The 24791-nt window shown below is 41.2% G+C and carries 20 protein-coding genes and 3 pseudogenes; 18 read left to right on the forward strand and 5 right to left on the reverse strand.

The features are described 5' to 3' along the window. Nucleotides 1-25 precede the first annotated feature (25 nt). On the forward strand, nucleotides 26-334 hold the full coding sequence (locus tag JF50_RS27635) for a response regulator (RefSeq protein ID WP_235423452.1): 309 nt from the start codon (nucleotides 26-28) through the stop codon (nucleotides 332-334). A gap of 26 nt (nucleotides 335-360) precedes the next feature. Here the strand turns inward: JF50_RS27635 and rlmF are convergent. After that, nucleotides 361-1229, reverse strand: a pseudogene (gene rlmF, locus JF50_RS15075) (23S rRNA (adenine(1618)-N(6))-methyltransferase RlmF). 121 nt (nucleotides 1230-1350) lie between these two features. On the opposite strand from rlmF, the gene JF50_RS15080 reads away from it, so the two are divergent. Further along, entirely contained in the window at nucleotides 1351-2256 is a 906-nt protein-coding gene (locus JF50_RS15080; RefSeq protein ID WP_039610274.1) for an alpha/beta fold hydrolase, read from the forward strand. Nucleotides 2257-2271: 15 nt separating this feature from the next. Here the strand turns inward: JF50_RS15080 and JF50_RS15085 are convergent, their stop codons facing one another. Together JF50_RS15085 and JF50_RS15090 are read right to left on the reverse strand one after the other, a co-directional pair. Further along, complete coding sequence (locus JF50_RS15085; protein WP_039610275.1) at nucleotides 2272-3711, reverse strand: tetratricopeptide repeat-containing sulfotransferase family protein; 1440 nt, start codon at nucleotides 3709-3711, stop codon at nucleotides 2272-2274. 89 nt (nucleotides 3712-3800) lie between these two features. Then, nucleotides 3801-6422, reverse strand: a complete 2622-nt coding sequence (locus tag JF50_RS15090; protein ID WP_039610276.1) for a TonB-dependent receptor plug domain-containing protein — start codon at nucleotides 6420-6422, stop codon at nucleotides 3801-3803. A gap of 438 nt (nucleotides 6423-6860) precedes the next feature. On the opposite strand from JF50_RS15090, the gene JF50_RS15095 reads away from it, so the two are divergent. Next, nucleotides 6861-7226, forward strand: a complete 366-nt coding sequence (locus JF50_RS15095; protein ID WP_039610277.1) for a hypothetical protein — start codon at nucleotides 6861-6863, stop codon at nucleotides 7224-7226. Between the two features lie 170 nt (nucleotides 7227-7396). After that, nucleotides 7397-8761: a leucyl aminopeptidase family protein gene (locus tag JF50_RS15100; protein WP_039610278.1), complete on the forward strand. Its 1365-nt coding sequence runs from the start codon at nucleotides 7397-7399 to the stop codon at nucleotides 8759-8761. Between the two features lie 44 nt (nucleotides 8762-8805). Here the strand turns inward: JF50_RS15100 and JF50_RS15105 are convergent, their stop codons facing one another. Beyond that, the gene (locus JF50_RS15105; protein WP_039610967.1) at nucleotides 8806-10281 is read right to left on the reverse strand and encodes an aminoacyl-histidine dipeptidase; all 1476 of its coding nucleotides are present in this window, start codon (nucleotides 10279-10281) and stop codon (nucleotides 8806-8808) included. 274 nt (nucleotides 10282-10555) lie between these two features. Beyond that, entirely contained in the window at nucleotides 10556-11629 is a 1074-nt protein-coding gene (locus JF50_RS15110; RefSeq protein ID WP_039610279.1) for a ketoacyl-ACP synthase III, read from the reverse strand. 138 nt (nucleotides 11630-11767) lie between these two features. Here JF50_RS15110 and JF50_RS15115 point away from each other — a divergent pair, with 138 nt between their 5' ends. From JF50_RS15115 to JF50_RS15165, 14 genes and pseudogenes are all read left to right on the forward strand, one after another. After that, entirely contained in the window at nucleotides 11768-12166 is a 399-nt protein-coding gene (locus JF50_RS15115; RefSeq protein WP_039610280.1) for a DUF4440 domain-containing protein, read from the forward strand. Nucleotides 12167-12244: 78 nt separating this feature from the next. Beyond that, nucleotides 12245-13276, forward strand: a complete 1032-nt coding sequence (locus JF50_RS15120) for a hypothetical protein (protein WP_052262341.1) — start codon at nucleotides 12245-12247, stop codon at nucleotides 13274-13276. After that, nucleotides 13273-13479 carry a sensor histidine kinase gene (locus JF50_RS27640; RefSeq protein ID WP_052262342.1) on the forward strand — a complete coding sequence of 69 codons (207 nt, stop codon included), beginning with the start codon at nucleotides 13273-13275 and terminating at the stop codon, nucleotides 13477-13479. Before JF50_RS15120 ends, JF50_RS27640 begins: the two co-directional genes overlap by 4 nt. Continuing rightward, nucleotides 13476-13997 carry a response regulator transcription factor gene (locus tag JF50_RS15125; protein WP_039610281.1) on the forward strand — a complete coding sequence of 174 codons (522 nt, stop codon included), beginning with the start codon at nucleotides 13476-13478 and terminating at the stop codon, nucleotides 13995-13997. The genes JF50_RS27640 and JF50_RS15125 overlap by 4 nt, the downstream gene beginning before the upstream one ends. 71 nt (nucleotides 13998-14068) lie before the next feature. Next, nucleotides 14069-14479 (forward strand): DUF1761 domain-containing protein, encoded by a 411-nt coding sequence (locus JF50_RS15130; RefSeq protein WP_039610968.1) that lies wholly within the window; start codon nucleotides 14069-14071, stop codon nucleotides 14477-14479. Continuing rightward, a complete protein-coding gene (locus JF50_RS27645; RefSeq protein WP_080760258.1) occupies nucleotides 14480-14731 on the forward strand; it encodes a hypothetical protein in 252 nt (83 codons plus the stop codon). 154 nt (nucleotides 14732-14885) lie between these two features. Beyond that, entirely contained in the window at nucleotides 14886-15146 is a 261-nt protein-coding gene (locus tag JF50_RS15140) for a CBU_0592 family membrane protein (RefSeq protein ID WP_039610969.1), read from the forward strand. 134 nt (nucleotides 15147-15280) lie between these two features. Next, complete coding sequence (locus tag JF50_RS15145; RefSeq protein WP_039610283.1) at nucleotides 15281-17272, forward strand: TonB-dependent receptor plug domain-containing protein; 1992 nt, start codon at nucleotides 15281-15283, stop codon at nucleotides 17270-17272. 380 nt (nucleotides 17273-17652) lie between these two features. Further along, a complete protein-coding gene (locus JF50_RS15150) occupies nucleotides 17653-19824 on the forward strand; it encodes a M4 family metallopeptidase (RefSeq protein ID WP_052262343.1) in 2172 nt (723 codons plus the stop codon). 57 nt (nucleotides 19825-19881) lie between these two features. After that, entirely contained in the window at nucleotides 19882-20181 is a 300-nt protein-coding gene (locus JF50_RS27650; RefSeq protein ID WP_052262344.1) for a hypothetical protein, read from the forward strand. 389 nt (nucleotides 20182-20570) lie between these two features. Further along, a pseudogene (locus tag JF50_RS27800) lies at nucleotides 20571-20624 on the forward strand (hypothetical protein); the annotation flags it as partial. A gap of 65 nt (nucleotides 20625-20689) precedes the next feature. Beyond that, the gene (locus JF50_RS27655; RefSeq protein ID WP_268747839.1) at nucleotides 20690-21349 is read left to right on the forward strand and encodes a M28 family peptidase; all 660 of its coding nucleotides are present in this window, start codon (nucleotides 20690-20692) and stop codon (nucleotides 21347-21349) included. Nucleotides 21350-21567: 218 nt separating this feature from the next. Further along, nucleotides 21568-23024 (forward strand): annotated as a pseudogene (locus tag JF50_RS15160) (SLC13 family permease). 376 nt (nucleotides 23025-23400) lie between these two features. After that, nucleotides 23401-24786 carry an aldehyde dehydrogenase family protein gene (locus JF50_RS15165; RefSeq protein ID WP_052262347.1) on the forward strand — a complete coding sequence of 462 codons (1386 nt, stop codon included), beginning with the start codon at nucleotides 23401-23403 and terminating at the stop codon, nucleotides 24784-24786. Nucleotides 24787-24791: the final 5 nt, after the last annotated feature.

The following is a 24791-nucleotide window of genomic DNA, read 5'->3' on the forward strand; positions in this document are numbered from 1 at the left end:
CAAAATAAATCAGATGCTTGTTGAAATGATGTTAAAAGATACACAAGCAGAATTAATGGTGGTTGAAAATGGCATCTTGGCGGTTGATGCTTGTCGCTCTCGCCAATTCGACTTGGTTTTAATGGACATTCATATGCCTGAAATGGATGGCATTGAAGCACAGCAAGTAATAAATGCACACCAACCTAACTTACCCGTAATCGCCCTTACCGCTAACGTCATGTCGAGTGATGTCCGACGGTATTTGTCTCAAGGGTTTGTTTCCCACATCGGCAAGCCAATTGATATGCGAGCGTTGTTTGGTGTTTTAAACAAATTTTGCTCGAGATTATAAGGGGAGATGAAAAGTGGGGCAGTTAATTAAAACTGCCATGCGATAAAGCGGCTTTGTTTGTTACCCTGAAGCATTTTTATGACTTTATGACGTTTGACATTGTGTTGTTTTAAACACTTTGTTAGCGCAGGTAAATTATCTTTTTTAGACACTAAACTCGTGAACCAGCCTACTTGTTTACCAAACTGCGCGCTCTCTTTTATCATACTCGTTATGAATGATAAGGCTCGCCGCCTTCACACCAAAGCTCTGGTGCATGACCGCCAAAATTGAGTTGTTTGGCTGTTTTGCTGATACCTAAATTTTTCCACTTTCTCTGTGTACCCTGCTGCGCTTCTTTTTCACTAGCATGAAATGGGGGGTTACACATTGTGATATCGAAATAGCTGTCTTTTGTGATGATACCTTTAAATATCGCATTGCTATCGGTTTGTTGCTTTATTTTTACTGGAAGCTTGTTTGCTTTTGCTATATTGTCAGCCACTTTCACCGCAATAGGGTTTATATCACTGCCAATAAACTGCCATTTATACTCTGCACTGCCAAGTATTGGGTAAATGAGATTGGCGCCTGTTCCGATATCCAAGCACTTTATTTTTTTTCCTGTAGGTATGATGCCGTCATTGTCCTCTGCAAGCAAGTCGGCTAGAGCATGGATATAGTCTGCCCTTCCAGGAATAGGTGGACATAAAAACTGTTGCGGCAGATCCCAAAATTTAATCCCGTAATGCCTAAACAACAAAGCTTTATTAAGTAATAGCACTGCACGAGCATCAGAGAAGTCAATGGTACTTTGATGATTTGGTTTGTCGATTATGAACTGAGTCAATTCCGGGGTGGCCTCTGATAAGTCTGACAGATCATAGCCGTTGGCATGTTTGTTTCTAGGGTGCATGATTGAAAATGTATATCACAAAATTACTGCCTGAAATTATACCTTATTTTCAATGTCTCCACTAATGGGTTTACTTTTAAATATATCTACTGGTACGATGAGTAAAAAGTATGGATATATCATGATAAAACAAGAATCAATACAAGTACCTTTATCACAGGGCAATGCGTCATTACACCTTAGATATATTCATAACCCAGATAAACAAGGACCTATTGTTTTATGTCTTCATGGTGCAATTGAAAATGGTAAAATTTTCTACACTCACTCCAATAAAGGTTTTGCGCCTTATTTAGCAAAGCAGGGGTATAGATGTTTTGTTTTGGATTTACGGGGACGAGGTGATAGCGAGCCTGCTATAGACAAAAATCATGATTATGGACAAACAGAGTCCATCTTAGAGGATATACCAACAGCATTAGATTTTATTTCTTCACGATTAGGTAGAAGGCCTGAATATTGGGTTGCGCACTCTTGGGGTGGGGTGATTATGAATAGTGTGTTTGCCCGCTTTCCAAGTGAAATTGAGCATGTGCGTGCGTGTGCCTACTTTGGTTCTAAACGAAGTTTATATAACAACCATCCAGAGAAGTTATTAAAAGCCAATATACTATGGTATTGGTTGGCTTACTATTATACCAAAAAGTATGGTTTTTTACCTGCCAAAAAACTGCGGTGGGGATCTGATAGTGAGACTGCTAAATCACATAGGCAAAGTGCGCAATGGGCTCAGATAAGCCCTTGGGTTGATAGTGACGATGCTTTTGATTATGGCGCTGCTTTAGAGAACATCACATTGCCGCCAACGCTGCATATTGCAGGCGTGAGTGACAAAGCGTTGGCTCAGCCGATCGACATTACAATGTTTATGAAGGAGTCAGGTATCGGGATCCAAGAACTCAAAATTTATGGTAAAAAATATGGCCATAAACATAATTACGGTCATATTGATATGTTAACTCACCCCAATGCCATCAACGACCAGTTTCAAGATGTACTATATTGGTTTGACTATTATAAGGGGTGAGATAAGCCTTTGTTGTTACGTTGGTTTGTCTAATTCTTTTTCAATTTGAGCTTCAAAAATTTGCCATCGACTCAAAGAACGAGTGTGAATAGGCTGCCTGACTTGAGTTTTACTTAACGTCGATACCTTTGCTCGGCTTTTATAAAACTCCATACACTCTGGTTCATATTTTAAATAGATAAAATTAAGAATTTTTTGAATGGTGCGCTCAGGTTCTTCAATTAACTTTTCGTAGCTTACCTCATATATATTTCTTTTTATTCGGGTTGCAAAATGAGACATCACCTGTTGTTCAATGTCTGCATAGAGTTCAAATTCAGTAAGCGAGCAGAAATAAGGTTCATTCTCAGCGAAATGGTTACTATAGACAGACCATGCATTGGCTTTAAATTCACGCGTTAAATGTATTACTCGGGCATTAGGAAATAATTTGTATATTAAGCCAACATTTTGAAAGTTAGAGGGTAATTTATTGATCACGGCTTCTTCTTGCACGCGATGTTTTTTTATTTCATCAACATAGACGCTGCGACAGTAGTCTAACATTGATGTTGAGGGGTCATAGATACATTCAGGGAAATTACGCTCCGTACGCATTTCAAGGTAAGGGACGATTTTGTCACTCAGCACAATGCTCTCGCCAATGGTTCCAACCTGAGAGTGTTGAGTAAGGATCTGCTCTAATAGAGTAGAGCCGGTTCTTGGCAAGCCAACAATGAACACGGGAGTAAAGGTTGACTTGACCTTATCAATTGGTTTTGAGAAGAAATCATCATCGCAGGTATCCAGTAAACGGCTGAAAAAAGGCAACATATCAGCGGTTCTAAATGTACATTGAGTGAGCTGCAATTCGTTGGCTTTTTTATAATACTCGAATGCTTCTTTGTTCTCGCCAAGTGCTTGATGGGCTGTTGCATAGGCATGGTATGCAACAATATGAAATGTGGGATGCTCGAATTTATTCTCAAACTCTTTAAGGCGCTCCATTAAAACTGGAATTTCGTCCGGGCGCGCAAGTTGCATGAGTTCAAAAATCATGAACACCGAAACACCAGAGACAGGACAGTCTAGCCCTTTTTTAAACACTTGATAGGCATTATCTATAAACCCATGGTCTAAATAGAATTGCCCAAGGTGGTAATGGATTTGTGCATTATGTCGTGCAACGCTAAGCGCGTATTCAAGCACGGTTTTTGCATCGACAGGAGACCCTACTGCGATAAAAGCATCGGCTAATGCATAGAGGGGATCAAGCATTTTAGGCAGGTGTTCGCACGCTCTTTTGAGATAATAGATGGCATTATCATATTGCTCTAAGCGCATGCATATTCGGCCAAGTCCGAATAGGGCTTTGCCATTTTTTGGGTTTTGTTTAAGCACTTGCTTAAACATAAATTCAGCTTCTCTAAGCCTATTTTCTAATAGTAATTCAGTTGCACGGTCTAAAAGTAACATGTTCTTAAGCAGTTTATTTTAATGATAAAAATAAAAAGAGGAAATAGCCATCGCTAATTCCTCTTTTGCTTCTGGGTTACAGATAAAGTTTAGAACGTATAAGTTGCTTTGACATAGTAGAAACCACCATTAATACCAAATGGAGAGGTTTCATAGTAGATACCCCCCCATGTGTTTGAAGGCGTAAGTTCATTGTTGCCCTCTTCAAGAAAGTCAATGACTTTCTCTGCATCTTGGTCAAAGATGTTATTTGCACCTACCGTTAAGCTGATATTCTCTGTCGCGTAATACGTTAGCTCGGCATCAAAAGTGAAGCTGGGATCGGCCATGATTGCTGTAGCATCATAGTCAACGTGAACACCTTGGTATTCACCAAAGTAGTTGTAGCGAATAAAGCCAGAGAAATCTTCCCACTGTTGCGTCCACGTGTATGTAGCGCGATGCTGTGGCAAGTCTTTTTCTAAGCGTTCTACCTTGAAATCCCCCGTAATCGTCGAGAACTTATCAACTTCAGTTTCATTCCAGTTATACGCCATGCTAAAGGTCGCGAAGCCACCTATCAAGTCCATTGAATAGTTAGCCACAACGTCCACACCTTGTGTTGTGGTATCAAAGTCATTAGTAAAGAAAGATACCTGAGCTATACTGTCAACATTTGGCACGCCGTCAGCTTTTAATGCTTCTTTTTGTGCAGGTGTTAAGTCAATTTTATTTGATTGACTGAGTCTGTCTTCAACTTGGATGTTGTAGTAATCGATGGTTAAGAACAAATCGCCCGTTTGATATACAAAACCCAATGTGTAACTTTCAGACTCTTCAGGTTGTAGCTCAGTACCACCTAGAATTTCCGAAACTGGGTTTGTTGGTGGAAGAAGGGCTGAGTCAACGAGAACGCCGCTGCTTAGGTTTGTTTGAACGTTACTAACATTTGCCTGACCCACTGTCGGCGCACGGAAACCTGTGCTAACAGAGCCACGCACTGATAAATCATCAGTTAACTGATATTGACCCACAATTTTGAAGTTAGTCGTCGAACCGAACGAGTCATAGTCCTCATATCTTAGCGCCCACCCCATTAAAAAGTCATCTGTGAATGGGGTTTCAACATCTACATATGCGGCATAGTTACGTCGAGTAAATTCGCCAGCGGCAGAAGGCTGGAAGCCTGGGAAACCATTAGAACCAATACCGAAGTTTTGTTGTGTAAGAGGACCTGCAATGAAAGATGCTTCATCTCCGGCAATAACTTCAAAGGTTTCTTCATGCCATTCAAGGCCAGCTGCGACATTTACTTCATAAGCCAGATCAAAGTCGAAGCCTTTTGATACATCCAAATTAAAGTTTTTCTCTAACTGAATATATTTACCTGGGCTAAACTCCATCGGTGTTTCCGCACCTAGTGAAGCATTCACCGTATTGGTGATGAAGTAACGAGATTCATTTCGTCCGACAGAGCCACTGACATCATAGAAGCCGCCTTCCATAAAGCCTTCAGTAAACTCACCTTTTGTGCCGATGGTCAGTGATGTATCCGTGATGTTACCGCCAAAGTTAGGAGTGAAGCCACCTGGCAGAATCTCATTGAATGCAAAGCAATTTCTGCCTAGTTCTGTGTCAGCTGCAATTTGCTGGTATGCGACGATGTTTGAAACATTTTGTATGCGTTTTTCATCCGCACCTATGAGGTTTACAGTTGGGCACTCGATACCTGTGCCAACGCCATCTAAATCAGCAACAAGCAGAGTATTACCGCCATCACCAGAGTAGACTTGCGGACGGGTTTGTGGATTACGATAATAGAACCCACCTTTTACATCACGCTCGGAATAGTTACCAAACATATAAAATTCAGAACTATTACTTAATTCAAGTCCAACATTACCAAACAGCGTAATATCGTCTTTTATCTCTGGTGCACCCCAAATCTGTGCTGGATCTCTCACTCCTTCTACGCTGGCATCTATATATGCTTGTGCATCAGGTCTTTGAACACTTCGGCTTGTTGGGTCTGCCTCTTTATATTGAAAACTTAAATTTACAAAGCCTTGATCAGTGAATGGTAGGCCAATGTTACCTTCAAATGTTGTTGTATCACCATCCCCTTCATAATACTCGCCCTGTTTAACAGAAAAACTGCCGCCTTCTGAAGCATCTTTAAGTACAAAGTTCAAAACACCTGCTATTGCATCAGAGCCATATTGTGCAGCAGCACCGTCACGAAGCACTTCGACCTGCTTAAGGGCGACACTTGGGATAACAGAAATATCTGGTCCTTGTGCACCATCATTGATACCACCACCTAAAAATGCAATAACAGAAGAGCGGTGACGACGTTTTCCGTTAAGTAGAATTAATGTCGAATCAGCAGGCAAGCCGCGTAAGTTAGCAGGTCTCACAAGACTTGCAGCATCACTGATCGGGTTTGCATGGACATTGAGCGAAGGTACTGATCCTTTAAGAAGCTCAAGCATGTCATCGCCACCAGCCTTACTTAATTCATCACCACCAATAATATCAATCGGTACCGGTGATTCCCCAATTGACCTTGGTGCTGCCCTCGAACCAACGACGGCGATCTTCTCTATATCTTTATTGGCGCCTTCTTCTCTGGCATCCGCTTGAACACCAAATGCTAAAAGCGCGGTTGTTGCTGCAGTCGTAGAAATAGCATACTGAATAGCCTTTCTTAGCTTGCATCTCTGTAGTTTCATCCTGTTTCCCCAGTTTTTCTAAATTTTTTGTATACTAAATTGCAATATGCAATATTGTGTTTTCACATAGTTTTAATCAACCAATTAACACGTGTATAAATGTAGCAGTCAATTTGTTAAGTTCAATCTTTTGTTTGATTTAATTGTATTTATTTTTAAATAAAACGTTTTTTTAGACTTTTTGTGATGGTTTTAACTGTTTTTTGTTAATATAAAAGGTACTGGGATGGGTTGTTAATTGCAAAGGAACGCTATTTTAAATTGGTTTTATTGATAATTTTGGGATTGTATTAACCATTTATTTAACACTGTGACATTTATTAATTTGTGTGAGTGCGATCGAGGTTTAAATGCCACTTTGGTTTGGACCAAATATCCGCACGATTTTTATATAGAAGTTTGCTAGAATGTCAGAAAATAAGCTGATTTTGGTTGTCAATGCGATTGATAAAGGTCGTGCATAAAGCACCTATACGGGTGGCACGAATAAGTAGAAAAAGACAAAGGTTAAGGATCAAACGTACCCTGATTGCTTTGAAAGGAGCCCTAGCGCAAGAAAAGCAAGAAACGGAAGAGATGCTTGATATCTATAAAAGATACACGTTAGGGAACGCAACGAGATCAGAACTCAAAGTTGCTAATAAGCAGTTCGTAGATGTTTTAAAAGGATTAGGCCTAGGCGTGTTCGCCATTTTACCATTTGCGCCAATCACCATCCCTTTAATCATCGCGCTAGGGAATAAGTTTGGTGTAGAAGTGTTACCTAGCTCTTTTGCAATTAAAAAAGCAGACAAAAAGAAGTAATAGCCATTTAAAAGCTTATTAAGAGGTTTCGTGTTTTGTGGCGCTTTTTCTATTACGTTTAATTGATATTGTGTTTACGAAAATATAGAAAAAACTTACCCTTATAACGGTGAATTGTGTGTCAGTTATTGTTATCCTTGAGGCAATACAACTTAGAATAAGAGGCACGTATGAGTACTTTACTCGTTCATTCCCAAGAAGGAACACCAATTCATCTTACCACAGAAGCAAACCTTGATCGTTGGCTATCAGACCACGCAGAACCGTCAAAAAGCTTTGTATTGGCGACTCGCCAAGAAGGTCAGAATGTATTGCTGATACCTGATTTGACTAGCGGTGAGTTATCAAGTGTTGTCTGTGTTGTTGAGTCGCTTGATGATCAATGGCTCGCTGGAGACCTTGCTAAGCAACTTCCAAAAGGTCTATATCAATTTGTTGGCAGTGAAGATCTAATTGAAAGAGCTGCAACGGGTTATATTCTTGGTGCATATAAATATAACGCTTATAAAAAAGCGGCACCTATTCAAGCTAAATTAGCCATTTCCAATGAGCAACTTTGTAAAAAAGTTTCTGATATTACAACTGGCATATACTTGGTTCGCGATTTGGTAAATACGCCAGCGGCTGACATGATGCCTCAACATTTAGCGGAAACGTTCATTGAATTAACTGAGCAATTTGGTGCTGAATTTAAACAGTTGATTGGAGATGAGTTACTTGAGCACAACTACCCAACTATTCATATGGTTGGCCGCGCCAGTGATAACAAGCCTCGTTTGTTGGATTTAACTTGGGGTGATGAAAACGCGCCAAAATTAACTTTAGTTGGTAAAGGTGTGTGTTTTGATTCGGGCGGATTAGACCTGAAACCTGCTGCAGGCATGCGCAATATGAAAAAAGACATGGGTGGCGCTGCTCATGTACTTGGTCTTGCACATATGATCATGTCGGCAAACCTACCTGTTAGATTACGTGTATTAGTGCCTGCGGTTGAAAATGCCGTTTCGAAAAACGCGTTTAGACCTGGTGACGTCATTGTGACTCGTAAAGGGATCACCGTAGAGATCGATAATACGGATGCAGAAGGGCGCTTGGTATTATGTGATGCATTGGCTGAAGCGCAAACTGAAAACCCTGATCTATTGATTGACTTTGCTACTTTAACAGGGGCATGTCGTATTGCTTTAGGTACTGAGTTACCTGGTTTTTATAGTACAGATCAGAAAATCGCCAATGACATCATTGCTGAAGGCTTGGAGCATAATGATCCAGTATGGCAACTGCCTCTGTTTGATCAATATAAAGGTCTTTTCAAAAGCGATATAGCAGATATTTCAAACTGTGGTTCGACGCCATTCGGAGGCTCTATTACAGCTGCGCTGTACCTAAAAGAGTTTGTTGAGCCTGAAAATACGCCGTGGCTACACTTTGATGTGATGGCGTGGAATGTTCGCCATTTGCCAGGGAGACCTGTGGGTGGTGAAGGCTTGGGCCTTAGAGCTACATTTGCATACTTACAAAAACGCTTCTCCTAATTAATATACATAAAAACGGCTCATATGAGCCGTTTTTTTATTATTTAAGCCGTTTTAACTGGTATGTTTGAAAGTAATGCTTTCATTTGTTGCCAGTACAAGCCGACAGATTCAATATGTACTTTCTCATCAGGAGAATGAGGAAACTTAATGGTCGGGCCGAACGATATCATGTCCATCTCAGGATATGGTTCTTTAAATAAACCACATTCAAGCCCTGCATGTATCACCATGATATCTGGCTTTTTACCATAAATGCCTTCGTACATGTCTCTGAAGATATGAATTAGTTCTGATTCAGGCTCAGGTTTCCAACCAGGGTAAGCACCAGAAAACTCAACTTTTGCACCGGCAAGCTCTGCCAATGAAGACAAAGTACCTTCAACATCTTTTCTACCTGAGTCAATCAAAGAGCGGATCAGGCATAATATTTCTATGCTGTCTGCTTGTGTTGTAATCACACCCAAGTTTAATGAGGTTTCTACGACGCCTTGAATATCATCACTCATTCGAACGACGCCATTAGGGCATGCATTTAATAGGGATAACAGTTGCTGAGTGCTGGTTAATGTCAGTGGATTTAGCGCACTCTCTGTTTGACTAACATTGAAAGTGAGGCCCGTCTCAATAGCTGACAACTCTTGGCGCATGAGAGATTGTACTTGCTCAATATAGGTAGAGACTTTATTGATGTCTGCGTCTTGAATGGCAATGGTTGTGTAGGCTTCACGTGGGATTGCGTTTCTTAAAGAGCCACCTTTGAATTCAACAATTTGGAACTCAATATCTGTAAGGTGATGTTTCAATGTGCGAGCTAACAGCTTATTTGCGTTGGCACGTCCGGTATGAATATCTACGCCAGAGTGACCTCCTTTTAGGCCTTTCAAAGAAATTTCTAAATAAGTCTGCTGGGCTGATTTTTCTTGTCTCTCGATATCAAGTGTTAGGCCAGCATCAATGCCGCCTGCACAGCCCATGTAGATCTCGCCTTCTTGTTCAGAGTCGGTGTTGAGTAAAATCTCACCCTCTAGCCAGCCCGCTTCTAAACCAAATGCGCCAGTCATACCCGCTTCTTCGTCAATTGTTAAAATGACCTCCAGTGGTCCATGTGCAACGTCATCTGAAGCAAGTACCGCAAGACAAGAAGCCATACCAATACCGTTGTCTGCGCCTAGCGTAGTTCCGTCTGCGGTTACCCAGTCACCGTCTATAAATGGTCTAATTGGATCGGTTTCGAAGTTATGCGCTGTATCATCATTTTTTTGAGGCACCATATCAATGTGTGCTTGCAAAACGACAGGCTTTCTATTTTCCATGCCTTCGGTTGCAGGCTTTTTGATAAAGACATTACCGGTTTTATCACGACGCGTGGCTAAATCTCTTGAATTCGCCCAGTTAACAATAAATTGAGCAAGTGCTTCTTCATGTTTAGATGGATGTGGGATGGAACAAATTTGGTCGAAAAATTGCCAAACGATTTGTGGTTCGAGTTGGCTAATCTCTGAATGAGGTTTAAACACCATATTCCCCTAATAACTAGCTTGTTGTCAGTAATTTTGATTGTGTAGCAAACACCAGTTGTCTATTTACTACTCTAATTGAAATAATCAAAAGTAATTCTAAATGTAAGACGATTATACAGCGTCAAAATAAGGAATTAAGCATTATTTAAAGTAGTCAATGTAACAAAGCAGAGTGTTTAAAGACGTAGTGGTCTTTCGAGTGCTGAAGCGCTAATACTATCAGGTATGATGGAGTATTTCGAGCAGTAGCTGACGCTACTGCTCACAGTGATTAGGAGTTATTTTTACAAGCGGTGACGGCATCTTGAACGAGTTCAAGTCCTGATTGTTCACAAGGCGTAAATGTATAATCTGAAGTCGCGAGAGGTGTAATGCGTTCGCCCCACTTTATATAACTTGCAGCCCAAGTTAGCCCGGCTCCAAAAGCGGCAGACATAATGTTAGCATGTGGCTTGATCATCCCCTGTTCGACAGCTTCACATAGCGCGATTGCAATTGTTGCAGCTGATGTGTTGCCATACTTGTCGATGTTGACAATCACTTTTTCGTCTTCGATATCTAACTTTTTCTGTATTGCTTGGATAATACGAAGATTAGCCTGATGAGGAATAAGGGCGTCAATGTCATCAAGGTTGAGCTTCGCTTTATCCATAACGTCATCGCACGCCAAGCTCATACCGGTTACTGCGCGCTTGAAGATTTCACGTCCTTCAAACAATAGGTCAGATGGGCCAACTGCCTCATATTTATTTAAGTCTGTTCCGTAGTTGGCTATGTGTAAAATATCTCTATCTTCAGTATCACACCCTGTTTTTGTACCCAGTAAACCGCTTGGTTCTGAGCTCGCTTCCAGTACAACTGCACCAGCGCCATCACCAAACAACACTGCACTGTCTCTTTTAGCCCAGTTGATATACCAAGTCATGCGCTCCGCAGCGACAACGACTGCTTTTTTGATCATACCAGACTGGATCTGTGCAGTTGCATTTTGTAAAGCATAAAGAAACCCAGAGCAAGCGGCATTGGTATCGCAGGCTGCAGCACCGGTAGCGCCAATGTTTTTTTGTACCAGAGAGGCTGTATTGGCAACCATAGTTGAAGGTGTGCAGGTAGCAAGCAACACTAAATCAATATCCTCACCACTCACATCTGCGCAGGCTAGGGCCTGTTTACTGGCGATGGTGGCCAATTCAGCTGTGCTTACGTGACTAACGCGACGAGCACGGATCCCAGTACGCGTTGTTATCCATTCGTCAGTGGTATCAACAATGGTGCTCATTTCATCATTGCTGATAGAAGCTGGTGGTAATGCTTTACCCCAACCTGTAATTTTTGCATATATCATAGTGTCTCTTAATCAAATCCGACCACTCGGTTAATTGCATATTTATAACAAACTATTGATTTGTACACAAAGAATACCTTGTTGAATTGGTACATTTGACTAGAATTGTATGAGAAACAGGTCAGATATCAGCTGTTTATGACTCAGAAAATCACTCAAGAACTACTTGATGAACTCATATCCTTAGAGCGACGCTTACTTGAACCACATGTGAGAGAATCTAAAGAGCGCTTATCTTTGTTATTGGATGATGATTTTTACGAAATTTCTGCCAATGGGTTATTGTTTGATAAACGGCATGTACTGTCGCGGTTGCCAAGCGAAAAAGTACCGCAGTTTTATAATCAAGACTTTAGGGGACAAATGTTAAGTGAGACGATAGCACAGCTTACTTATCATGCGGCCTATCGACGTAATGCTTATTCTAACTTACAGTTTTCTCTCAGAATGTCTTTATGGCGTAACAACGGAGCAGGGTGGCAGTTACTCTTTCATCAAGGTACTCCCAGCCCAGAGTTTATTCTCAAATATGATTGAGCATTTCTAGTTCTGATGCCTTTAAGTTGGGAGATTGATCGGGTAAAGTACGTCCTCATTTGCTTTTAGGCTTGCTACATGGTTATTGCTTTCTCGCCCCAATCTGCACTTGGACAGCTGCTTTTACTGCGTTCGATTGCGATTGTCTTACAGCTTATTTTGGTGTTAATTTCAATTTTATTGCTCGACAAAAGCATCCCCCATCAGCCTGTTTTTACGGTGATAGCATTAGAATCACTGTTTCAACTCGTTAGCATTGTTTTGTATCGTAGAAGCAGAGAAATCTCAGAAAGGGCCATGACTTTACAGTTGATGGCAGACATCGTCTTTTTATCTGTTTTACTGTCTTTTTTAGGCGGTGCAAGTAACGCTTTTGTTTCATTATTACTCTTACCTTGTATTATAGCCGCGGTTACCGTTTCAATTGGTTACGTGTTATTTGTATCAGCGAGTGCTTTGCTCTCATATGGTTATTTGTATTTGGCTGTGACTATGCCAATGCATCACCATGGTATGCATATGGGCGAGCACTTGCTAGGCATGTTTGTGAATTTTGTTTTCATGGTGGTTGTGACTGTCGGTGTTGTCGCAATACTTGTGAAGCGGATTCGAGAGAGAGAGGCGCTGTTGGCGAAAACGCGCGAAAAGCAATTGCAACAAGAGCAGCTTTTAGCACTTGGTAGTGCCGCAGCACAGGTAACGCACCAACTCGCGACGCCGATTGCTCACCTAAATTTATTGTTGGAGGAACTTCGTGAGGATTTCCCTGAACATCCTGCGGTTTCTGAGATGCACGGACCGCTTTCGCAGTGTCGTATTCAACTAGATAGTTTTAGAGAGCAAACAGAGCTACTTAAGTTAAAGCGTCAAGAAAAGGCGCAATCTACACAATTTGTGATAGCGCAACTAGAAGAGTTAATGACGCTTCAATATCCAGAACAATCTTTGTCCATTGTTGAAAAGACATCTTCTGTTGAGATCAATGGGGATCCAATGTTAGTGCCTTCACTGTTAAATTTGATAGTCAATGCGGCAAAAGCAAATGAGCGTGCCGATAAGTACCATATTGAATTGACTGCATATGCAGAAGGGGGAAATGGTATTTATTGATCAAAGATGAAGGCAAAGGAATTGCTCAGAAGAAGTTAGATGACTTGGGCAAATCTATTGTCGAAAGTGATACTGGTTTTGGTATGGCGCTGTTGTTAACTCATGCAACGTTAGAGAGAGTAAATGGTGAATTACACCTTGAAAATTTGGCAGAAGGTGGCGTCCTGTCTACCGCTGTATTACCGATAGTAGGTTTATCATGAGGTTATTAATTATTGAGGATGATGTCGCCTTTTCAAATACGCTCGCAAGGCGGATGTCAAAGATGGGATTTGAGTGTCAAGTCGTGAATTATGAGAGAGACATCTTATCTCAGTGCAGCGCATTTTTACCTGAGTATGTGCTGCTAGATATGAAGCTTGAGCATTCATCTGGTTTGCAGCATATCGCACAAATTAGACAAGTGCTTCCCAACTGTATATTGGTTTTGCTAACAGGTTTTGCCAGTATCGCGACCGCGGTTGAAGCAATAAAACTGGGGGCGGATGATTACTTGACAAAGCCTGCTGACACGAAGTTGATTGCAAAAAAACTACTAGGTGAAGAGGTGGCGATTGAAGACTCGTTTGAGTCAACAATGTCGCCAGAGCGATTGGAGTGGGAACATATCCAACAAACATTGCAAGCAAATGAGGGCAATGTGTCGGAAACGGCTCGTCAGCTCAATATGCACAGAAGAACTTTACAGCGTAAGTTGCAAAAAAGACCGGTATCAAAATAGTCAACTTTGGCGCTTACATTGCTCAATTGGTAGATTTTAACTAAATTGAAAATAGTTAAACAATGGAGCAAATGCTAATGTATGTATTCGAAGTAAATATAGTGGCAGTACTGTTAGCTGCATTGAGCTCTTTTTTGCTCGGAGGCCTGTGGTATTCTCCATTGATGTTCCAACAGGCGTGGTTAGAAGGTGCTGGATTAACTGAACTCGACTTAAAACATGCCGATCATAAAGCTATATTCTTAGGCTCATTTATGCTCTGTATTTTGGCTTCGGTTGCTGTTGCGATGTTAGTTGGAAAAGGCCCTTCAGTATTGGATGCGATGACATTTGGTCTGTTTATTGGGGTTACTTTTGTCACCACGTCGTTTGGGATTAGTTACTTGTTTGAGCAAAGGCCTCTAAAACTATTTCTAGTGAATGCGGGTTATCACACATTACAATTTACTTTAATCGGATTTGTGGTTGGGAGTTTAAATTAATTGGCCAAACCTAATAAAAAGGGCCCTACTCGGACAGTCGATGTGTTTTGCTCTAAGTGCAAAGCCAAGTTGTTTAAGTACCGAAAAGGCGGTAAGGGCAGCCTCATAAAATGCTTTGTCGAACGAATAAGTGTTGATCATACCATCAATCAAACTCATTGCCCTGATTGCGAACAAGAGTTTTCCAGAAAGACTCTGATAAGGGGGGCACCTGCACTCAAAATTGTTGGCAATAAAGTGACTTTTAAATAAGTGATTTCAATATAAGGACAAATATCCTGTCTCAATCATCATGATTTTAAGATAATTCATGAGTTTGTGCTGTTTCAACGATTGAAAGTCACCCTACCCATGGAAAAGGGCCAGCGTGTTTGGGTGAGTATCCACAAAATATATGGACAAAAACATGATTGACATTTTATTTGATGTAATAGGTATGACTGGTACTTTTCTTGTAGTTGGAGCGTTTTTCTTACTGCAACTTGAAAAGGTCACACCAGATGGCCTCAAATATAACCTCATGAACCTCTCTGGTGCAATCCTGCTACTTATTAGTTTATGCTACAACTTCAACCTAGCGAGCTTTGTAATTGAGCTGTTTTGGATAGTTGCTTCCTTGATTGGCTTGTATAAGTATTTCAAGGCAAAGAAGTTACAGGCTGCATAAAACTTAAGTAAAAACTTGCACAGTTACATTTCATGCGTATTATTTAGATGTATGAACGGTAACTGTGTAAGCAAAATTTGGTGAAATTGTTCACCTGAGTTGAGCTTGTTACGGTATCAGTAGTCAGGCTCAATATGAAAAAAACAGTCCCGCTTATTTTTGTCTTTCTTTTTTGCTTTAATGCAATTGCTTCTCAAGAAGAGCTATTTGAGTTGAGCTTTGAGGAATTGCTTGACGTTAACATTACTTTAGCCACTAAAACCACTGAATCACCTACCACTGTGCCATCGAGTACGACCGTTTTTAATCGTCAACATATTCAATTATTAGGCGTCGCCAATGTATATGAACTCATGAACTTCGTGCCTGGCATGCAGTCAACTCGCGGCGATTGGGTTGGTGCTGTGCCAAAAGAGCACGCACGCGGTATCTATTTAGACAGCGGTAATGTGCTGGTCATGCTCAATGGGCAAAGACTTAATGATGCGTCTTTTGGCAAAGCTTCTGTTTATGCTCCTTTTATCCCCGTTGAAATAGTAGAACGAGTTGAGTTTATCAGAGGGCCCGGTTCCGCTTTGTATGGCAGCAATGCCTTTTTAGGCGTGATGAATATCGTTACAAAGAAAAATTCTAACCAATTTATGGCTGCTGTCGGCGACAATGGTATGTATCAAGGCGCATTAAGCGCTCATCATACGTTTGAAAATGGTCTGTCACTTCAAGCTAATGCCTCTTTATACAGAGATGATGGAGATGAGTATTTTGAAGCGAAAGTGCGAGATCCGATTGATGGTCGGTTCGTTGAGGTTGAGTTAAATTGGGAGAATTGGCGATTTGCAATTCATAACTCTGAGACGCGATTAGATGAGTTTATTAATTTATCAGGTGAGTCTAAAGATAATAGGCACACCAGTCGCAATCTGGGTATGCAATTGGAAGTCAAATCATCATGGAGTGACTCACTTTCAAATACGACAAGATTGGAATTTATAAAGCATGACATAAAAAGTGCAGGATTAATTGCCAGTGCTGAAGAACTTCAATTAGACCACGATTTTTTTGTAGGCCCACGTTGGCAATCAAGAGATCTTACTTTAAACAGCGAAACTGTGTATGGATATAACCAGTCTCTAAATATCATTTTTGGTGCTGAATATTCTTGGGAAGAGCAATCTCGTGCTGATGTATACACTAATTATTATAACCCTGAGACTGGGCAGATTTTTGTAGATGAGCCTTTTTACCTTGGCGGCCTTCAAGTTATTAGCAATCATAAGCCTTTTGAGCCGCTCGAAGCTAGCTTCGACTCTTACGCCGTTTATACACAAGTTAAATATACCCTCACTGAATCTATCACAATGTTTACAGGGCTTCGTTATGATGATGTGATTGACATCGATCGTAAATTATCACCAAGATTGGCACTCATTTATCAATTTAATCCTGTGCATACTTTTAAGCTACAGTATGGCGAGGCATTTAGAGCCCCTGTTAGTAATGAGCTGCATTCAAATGACGAAGTGACCGTTGGTAACCCAGATCTAAAAGCAGAATATTTAAAAACGACAGAGTTAGTATGGCATGCAAAAAATGATAATTGGCAAGTCGATTTGGTTTTATTTGATAATGAATTAGAGGATTTTATTAATTTAATTCCTGTGGACGAAGCATTATCTCGTTTTACGTTTGACAATGTATTTGAAACTAGCATGCAAGGTTTTGAATTTAGCGGCACGTTGCATATAAATGAATCAGCTTGGTTATCTAGCACATTTACCCAATACATCGATTTACCGTTTAACCCGAGTTATAAAAAGTTTGGTTCTATAGTATTCAATTATAGCCAAGGAGATATGCAATACTCCGTCAACGGGATATGGAGAGACAGCATCACGGTCATCCCTGCTGTGTTACCTGATGATCCTGAATTTTCACCTTACCATCAGCCAAGTCATTGGTTATTTGGCGCAACGATTGGCTGGAAAATAAATGATAAACAAGGGGTTGCGTTACAAGTTCAAAATGCGTTTGATAAGTCTACCGATGCATTCGATCCCAGAAGATACGATGGCAGGGTGCCACAAAAAGGCAGGCAGCTGAGACTGCGTTATACCTACGAATTTTAACTCCGCTGTGCAAAAGTTTATATAAATCACCTGTTCAACTTTATCATAAAACAAATGAAGATATCGCTTTAGCCTACTTAAATGGGAGAATTGCACGCGCATAAATCCCATTCGTTTATGCCCTTAAATCGTTATTGATAATCTAATATTGATTTTGTAGTATTTTGTTTACATTTTGGTCATATTTAGACTGTGAATTTTGTCTTAATTTAGCTAACTTTATGAAAGTATTGATTAAAAAATACAACTGGCCATAGGTTTAATTTATGTAAATTAAAGGTTTATTTTTTGTTTTATTTGGCTAGTCTCAACTATGCATCCAAACACGGTGCACATTCAGGTATTTTTTGAATGTAATACACACAATCAAGGAGCATAAAGTGAAAAACCATAAAATAACTAAATTAACTCTCGCCACTCTTGCGGTACTGAGTTGTGCTGCAAACGCCGCGCAGAAGCAGTATTTAAATCAACATAACAATTTAAATATCATGTTGCAGTCAGGATCGATGAGTTTACTCTCAACACCCGCAAATCAATTAATCGGCCTTTCTGCTGATGACTCGCTAAAAATACTCAAAAGCTTTAAACACAAGAATGGTTCGGTGACCCACCGTTATCAACAAATGTATCAAGGCTTGCCTGTTATTGGTGACACAGTCAGTTTAACTTTTGATAAGCAAGGTCTGTTGAAGCACGCGCATGGTGCTGCTGTATACGACATTAATGCAGATGTCATGTCAGTTAAGCCGAGTTTGGCCGCGGCACAGGCTAAAGCCTTATCGACTGCCTCATTACCAGCAACGCAGTTGGCGCAAAAAACATTCCATGAGACAGAGCAGCTCGCTATATGGGTAGATAAAAATAATCAAGCTCGTTTGGTTTATGAGCTTTCGCATGTGACGTATGGCGACTCACCATCCAGACCATATCAAATTGTTGATGCACATACTGGGGAAGTGTTACTCAGCTATGATAATATTCAACATGCTAACGCAACAGGTCCGGGTGGCAACCAAAAAACAGGCCGTTATCAATATGGTACTGACTATGGTCATTTGGATGTTAGCCAGTCAGGTAATACCTGCACAATGAATAATGCCAATGTAAAGACCATTCATTTAAATCATGGAAGTAGCGGTTCTAGCGCGCATAGTTTCACTTGCCCAGAGAATACAGTTAAAGAAATTAATGGCGCATATTCACCGCTTAATGATGCGCACTATTTTGGTAATGTGGTGTTCAATATGTACAGTGATTGGTTAGGTACGGCACCACTGAGTTTCCAATTACAAATGCGAGTTCACTACAGCAATAATTACGAAAATGCGTTTTGGGATGGACGTTCGATGACTTTTGGTGACGGTAAAGACCGATTTTACCCACTGGTAAGTTTGGATGTGTCTGCACACGAGGTGAGCCATGGTTTTACAGAACAAAACTCAGGGTTAATCTACCGTAATAAATCTGGTGGTTTAAACGAGGCGTTTTCTGATATGGCAGGCGAAGCTGCGGAATTCTATATGAGAGGGAGCAATGACTGGTTGGTCGGACAGGATATCTTCAAAGGGAGTGGTGCACTTCGATATATGAATGATCCAACAAAAGATGGTCGTTCTATTGATCATCAATCAAACTTTACTTCAGGTATGGATGTGCATCACTCATCTGGTGTGTTCAATAAAGCCTTTTATCATTTAGCAACAACAGCGGGCTGGGATACTAAAAAAGCTTTTGTGGTGATGGCCAAAGCGAATCAGATGTATTGGACGGCAAGTACAGATTGGGATCTGGCTGGTAATGGGGTGATGGATGCTGCATGCGACCTTGGCTACAACCCAGATGATGTGAAGGCTGCTTTGGCGCTAGTGGGTGTCACATCTCAACTGAGTTCAGGCAGCAGTTGTGGCACACCGCCTACTGATGAAGAGTTAACAAACGGTGTAGCTCGCACAGGCATCAGTGGTGCAGCTAAATCACAGCAATTCTTTGTACTGAATGTGCCAGCAGGGTCAAGTAACCTTAAATTTACCACAACTGGGGGAACTGGTGACGCCGATTTATATGTGAAGTTTGGTGCCAGGCCGACCTTACAAGCTTATGATTGTAAGAGCACTTCCTCTACGAGTAATGAGTCTTGCTCAATCGCGAATATTCAAGCAGGTACTTACTTTGTGATGGTTGAAGCATGGAATCAAATATCTGGTGTATCACTAACGGGAAGTTACTCAGATGGAAGCAATAATACACCGCCTATAGATCGTACAGAAAGCAATGTATCTGTGTCTACAGGGCAGTGGGCTAGGTATACACAAGAGCTCAATGCTGGATACGCAAATTTAACTGTATCGATTTCAGGGGGAAGTGGTGATGCTGACCTCTACGTCAACTTTGGTTCAGCTTCTTCTACATCTTCATACCAATGTCGTCCATATAAAAATGGCAATAGTGAATCTTGCACTTTCACGAACCCGCAATCAGGAACGTGGCACATAGATTTACGTGGTTATAGTAATGCCAGTGGCGTGACACTGAATATCAAAGCAAATTAGGATTTACTTGATAAGGCGGCGACATGCCGCCTTTTGATATCTTCCAAAGGATAAATTATGCGTTCAAACACATACTTATGTTTGTTGGCGTGTCTTACATTTTCCTCTTTATCAAATGCAGTATCTGAAAAAAAATGGATAACGTTAGGTGCATCAGCAAGTCATCACTACCAATTAGAAAACTCAGTTAAAGGTCGTTCATATATCCAAGCAAGTCACACTCACCAAGAAGCGGATATTTTATTAATGCATGAGGCAGAGCATGAAAACCTCAGTCACTTTATGCATGAGCAGTATCACAGATGCGGAGGGTTTTGGTCGCTCATGATAGTGAAGCAGAGGCAAAGGCTTATTTGACCACATTAGAGTATGCTCATAATAACCAGCCAGAGTTAACATATTCAATTGATAATCCTGAAACAGTGCAAGCTTTAATGGGAAAAGTATCGACCACGGATTAGTTAACACCGTGAGTGCGATGACCGGGTTTTATAATCGTTACTACATTCAACAATCTGGTGTTGACGCGTCAAACTGGTTAAAAGCCACTGGCAGAGCTTAGCCAGTACGCGCCCGGATATCTCTGTCGAGCATTACACACATTCATGGGCTCAGTCCTCTGTGGTGGTGACGGTCCCTGGGAGCGAATTGGCCGATGAAATTGTGATTATTGGTGGGCATTTAGATTCAATCAATGGCAGTAACCCAGCAGTGGCAGAGCGCCAGGGGCCGATGACAATGCGTCAGGAATTGCGGTACTCAGTGAAGTGCTTAAGGCCATTGTGGATTACAAACTATAAGCCGAAAAGAACGGTGAAAATAATGGGTTTGCAGCAGAGGAAGTTGGCTTAGAGGCTCCAAAGCGATCGCCCAAGATTATAAAGCATCGGGTAAAAATGTAGTAGGTATGGCGCAATTTGATATGTCTGGGCATAAAGGTGGTCAGTACGATATCGTATTCATTACCGATTATACCAATAGCGCACAAAATAACTTTATGAGCCAGTTGCTTGATAGGTATTTGACGAACGTGAGCTATGGCTTTGATCGCTGTGGTTATGGTTGTTCTGATCATGCATCTTGGTATCAACAGAGTTTTCCAGCGTCATTTCCATTTGAGTCACGGATGAGAGAGTCAAATCGTTTAATACACACTGCCAATGATACTGAGTACGACGCGGATCATTCAATTCATTTTGCTAAGTTGGCGAGTGCGTATGTTGCGGAGTTAGCTAAAACAGCTGGCAGTGTAACGCCACCACCAACAGAGCCTACGCCAATTGACCAGACATACACAAATTTGAACGTATCTTCTGGGCAGTGGTGGCGAACGTCTCTGGCTATAGGGAGTAGCTATCAAGAGCTGACAGTGAAAATTTCAGGTGGAACGGGCGATGCAGATTTATATGTCAATTTGGCACTCAGTCGTCAACCTCCCAATTTCGATGCCGTCCTTACAAATATGGTAATGAAGAAACGTGTACCATTTCGCTTCCCGAATCCGGCAATTGGTATTTTGATTTGAGAGGCTATACGCAAGCTGCTGGTGTGACGATGACCATAAAGGCAAGGTGATGTTATGCGCTGCTGCCTGGCAGTAGCGTTTTCAATTACCTATTTTACATTGTGGTAATTAAAAAGTTCGGTTTTATGTAACTTAGAGGTGTTGTGGGCTTGTGGAAACGTAGGGGGTCATTCATACTGCCTCCTTATTTTAAGTGCACAATTATAAAAAATAGAAAAATGACGGATACAATGGTTAAAGGCAGTTCCATATATAACAAGTTTTGGCTATTTCTAGGCCCTTTCCTTTTTTTAATGACATGTATCACCCATGGCCCTGAAGGTTTATCAGAGCAAGGCTGGCGCACAGCTGGCTTGGCAATGTGGCTCGCTGTTTGGTGGGTAAGTGAGACAGTCCCAATTCCTGTTACCTCATTGGTGCCCTTATTGGCTGTGCCTCTAGCGGGGATAAACGACATAAAGAGTACTTCGTCTGCCTATGCGCATCCTTTAATTTTCTTATTTTTAGGCGGTTTTTTGATTTCAATTGCGATGGAAAAGTCGCAGTTGCACAAAACGTATTGCGCTGAAAACAATGCTTAAAAGTGGCACAAATCCTAAGTATCAAGTACTGGCTATGATGTTAGTGAGTGGCTTTTTGTCTATGTGGATAAATAATACGGCCACCACATTGATGTTATTACCGATTGCGTTGTCTGTGATCCATGTTTTGCAAAAAAACGGTGCTCACTGTGATAACTATGCCAAAGCTTTGTTATTGGCTATTGCCTATAGTGCAAGCTTAGGTGGAGTAGGTACTATTATTGGCACAGCACCAAATGCGTTAATGGTCGCTTACCTGTGGACAACCATCAAATAGAAATAGGGTTTGGACAATGGATGATTGTTGCGGTGCCATTTACATTTGGCATGATTATTTTGTGTTGGCTTTGGTTAACTAAGTTTGCGTTCAAACTTGCTCCGCAACAAAACAACAGTCAGATGACAGAGGTATTTTCCGCTCAGCTCAAAGCGCAAGGTAACATGACGATTGCTGAGAAAAACGTCATGTACGTTTTCTTATTTGCTGTATTTGGTTGGCTATTGGAGACCCTATTTACAAACATGGACAGGGTTAAACATAACGGATACGGGAATCGCTGTTGCAGCGTCTATTATGTTATTTGTTTTACCTGCAGACAGTAAAGGCGAGCAAAAAAGTCATGGACTGGCCTGCTGCAAAAGAAGTGCCATGGGGCATACTCTTATTATTTGGTGGCGGGCTAACTTTAGCGAGCCAAATTAAAGGATCTGGCCTGGCTGAGTACATCGCAAACCTATTAGCGGGAGCGAGTGCTATTCCACTTGTATTGAGTGTAATTGCTGTGGCTGCTTTAATTACATTTTTAACTGAGCTGACAAGCAATACGGCAACAGCTGCGGGCTTTTTACCTTTACTTGGTCCGGTTGCTGAGCAAGTGACGGGGACTCCCTTGGTGTGGATCATTCCTGCTGCCATGGCTGCAAGTTGCGCGTTTATGATGCCTGTTGCAACTCCACCCAATGCGATCGTATTTGGCTCTGGTGAGATAAAAATTAGGGATATGATTAAAGCTGGATTTGTATTAAACCTTATTGCTATTGCAATGATAAGTCTTCTAACCTTAACGGTTGCTCGGTGGGTTTTTGTATTTTAAGCGCTATTTATTTTAAGCCGTTGTAAGGCCACCTAAATGAAGGTGGCCTTTTTGTTGAACTGAAAAATACGTTATCTTTGTTCAATCTTATTTTTATCGTCGAACTATAAGTTTGGTTTATTAATGATTGATATGATTTAATATCTAAAAACTTTCTAAGCCTGCTTTAATGGATGAATATTGTTTTAACGTTAAATAATGGCATGAAAAATATGAGCGTCAGGACTTTTGAAATTGTGACGGTTGCGTTCCTGCATGAACTAGCTGAACATTAGGCTCAGTAATGGGTAAGTCTTAAGAGGCTGAAAATGGCACGATAAAAAGGTAAGTTTAACTGTTTAGTTTTGATGGAGAGCAAACTTGTGAGGCTGAGAGAGTGAATCAAGAACAAGTGATTGAGCAGGGGTTAATGAGCTTAAAGTCCGCATACTGTCTTGAGCCATTCCCAGTGAGCGCGAAAAGAAAAGATAAACTAAAAAAGTTAAATGCTGCAATTATTGCAAACAAACAACGTTTCGTAGAAGCGGCTAATCAAGACTTTAGCGTTCGGGCCGAGTACGACACGCTTGTAGCTGACTTAATCCCTACCGTAAGCCATATTCGTTACTTATGTCGTCATATCGATGCATTTATGAAACCGCAATCTAAAACAGCAGGTTGGCAGTTCTTTCCTTCCAAAGTATGGATTGAGTATGTGCCTAAAGGGGTTGTTGGTATTATTGCGCCATGGAATTATCCGATCCAATTGGCGCTGGTCCCGCTGGCGACAGCTATCGCAGCGGGTAATAAGGTGATGATAAAACTCAGCGAATTCACTCCGGCAGTAAACAGTGTGATGAGGGATGTGCTTAAATCAATAGAGGATGACTGCATTGTTGTCGAAGGCGATGCTGCTATTGCATCTGCCTTTAGCCAGCAAAGTTTTGATCACCTATTTTTCACCGGATCTACGAGCATTGGTAAACAAGTGTATGCAGCCGCCGCACAAAATCTTGTGCCGGTCACCTTGGAACTTGGAGGTAAATCACCCTTGGTGGTGTTAGCGGATGCGAACCAAGACAAAGCCGTATTAGATATTATATTTGCAAAAAGTATGAATGCAGGGCAAGTGTGCGTGGCACCTGATTATGTGTTGGTAGAAGAATCTATCTATGATGCTTTTATCACAAAACTAAAACATCAGTTGCTTAGTTGCGAAGGTAAGGAAACTAAAACAGGTGTTTTAAACGCACATCATGCCAAAAGGCTAGCGTCAATCGTAAAAGAAGCGATTGAAGCTGGAGCGCAAGTTTGCCACTCTAAGCCGCTTGAAGATGTATGTGCTGAGCACTTTGGAATACACTTAGTGCTAAATCCCCCGCTAGATTCACGTATTATGCAAGAGGAAGTCTTTGGCCCTGTACTGAGTGTCTTGAAGGTGCGTGACTTAGCTGAGGCTAAAAGCATCATTCAAAGCCAAGGAAGTCCACTGACGTGTTATTTATACTCGGACAATATTGAAGATCAAATCAATATCAGACAATCTTTGCAAGCGGGTTCTATCAGTATTAATGACATGCTGCTGCATGTCGCGGTCACCGATCTGCCATTTGGTGGAGTTGGGCGTTCGGGTATGGGGCAATATCATGGTCAGGAAGGGTTCGTGACTTTTAGTCACACGAAATCGGTATTTCAATCCAGTAGTCGGATTTGGCGAAGTAATTTGTTCAATCAATATAGCCATGCCATTAAAAAGCTGCTGACGTGGCTATATTTGAAGTAACTTTA

This window comes from Pseudoalteromonas luteoviolacea (genome assembly GCF_000814765.1).
GTDB classification, from domain to species: domain Bacteria; phylum Pseudomonadota; class Gammaproteobacteria; order Enterobacterales; family Alteromonadaceae; genus Pseudoalteromonas; species Pseudoalteromonas luteoviolacea_H.

Coding starts and splice junctions, on each gene's coding strand:
- JF50_RS15085 (WP_039610275.1), bottom strand. CDS start 3,711: ATGTTACTTTTAGACCGTGCAACTGAATTACTATTAGAAAATAGGCTT.
- JF50_RS15080 (WP_039610274.1), top strand. CDS start 1,351: ATGATAAAACAAGAATCAATACAAGTACCTTTATCACAGGGCAATGCG.
- JF50_RS15125 (WP_039610281.1), top strand. CDS start 13,476: ATGAGGTTATTAATTATTGAGGATGATGTCGCCTTTTCAAATACGCTC.
- JF50_RS15095 (WP_039610277.1), top strand. CDS start 6,861: ATGCGATTGATAAAGGTCGTGCATAAAGCACCTATACGGGTGGCACGA.
- JF50_RS15140 (WP_039610969.1), top strand. CDS start 14,886: ATGATTGACATTTTATTTGATGTAATAGGTATGACTGGTACTTTTCTT.
- JF50_RS27650 (WP_052262344.1), top strand. CDS start 19,882: ATGCGTTCAAACACATACTTATGTTTGTTGGCGTGTCTTACATTTTCC.
- JF50_RS15115 (WP_039610280.1), top strand. CDS start 11,768: ATGACTCAGAAAATCACTCAAGAACTACTTGATGAACTCATATCCTTA.
- JF50_RS15120 (WP_052262341.1), top strand. CDS start 12,245: ATGGTTATTGCTTTCTCGCCCCAATCTGCACTTGGACAGCTGCTTTTA.
- JF50_RS15100 (WP_039610278.1), top strand. CDS start 7,397: ATGAGTACTTTACTCGTTCATTCCCAAGAAGGAACACCAATTCATCTT.
- JF50_RS15110 (WP_039610279.1), bottom strand. CDS start 11,629: ATGATATATGCAAAAATTACAGGTTGGGGTAAAGCATTACCACCAGCT.
- JF50_RS15090 (WP_039610276.1), bottom strand. CDS start 6,422: ATGAAACTACAGAGATGCAAGCTAAGAAAGGCTATTCAGTATGCTATT.
- JF50_RS15145 (WP_039610283.1), top strand. CDS start 15,281: ATGAAAAAAACAGTCCCGCTTATTTTTGTCTTTCTTTTTTGCTTTAAT.
- JF50_RS27635 (WP_235423452.1), top strand. CDS start 26: ATGATGTTAAAAGATACACAAGCAGAATTAATGGTGGTTGAAAATGGC.
- JF50_RS15130 (WP_039610968.1), top strand. CDS start 14,069: ATGCTAATGTATGTATTCGAAGTAAATATAGTGGCAGTACTGTTAGCT.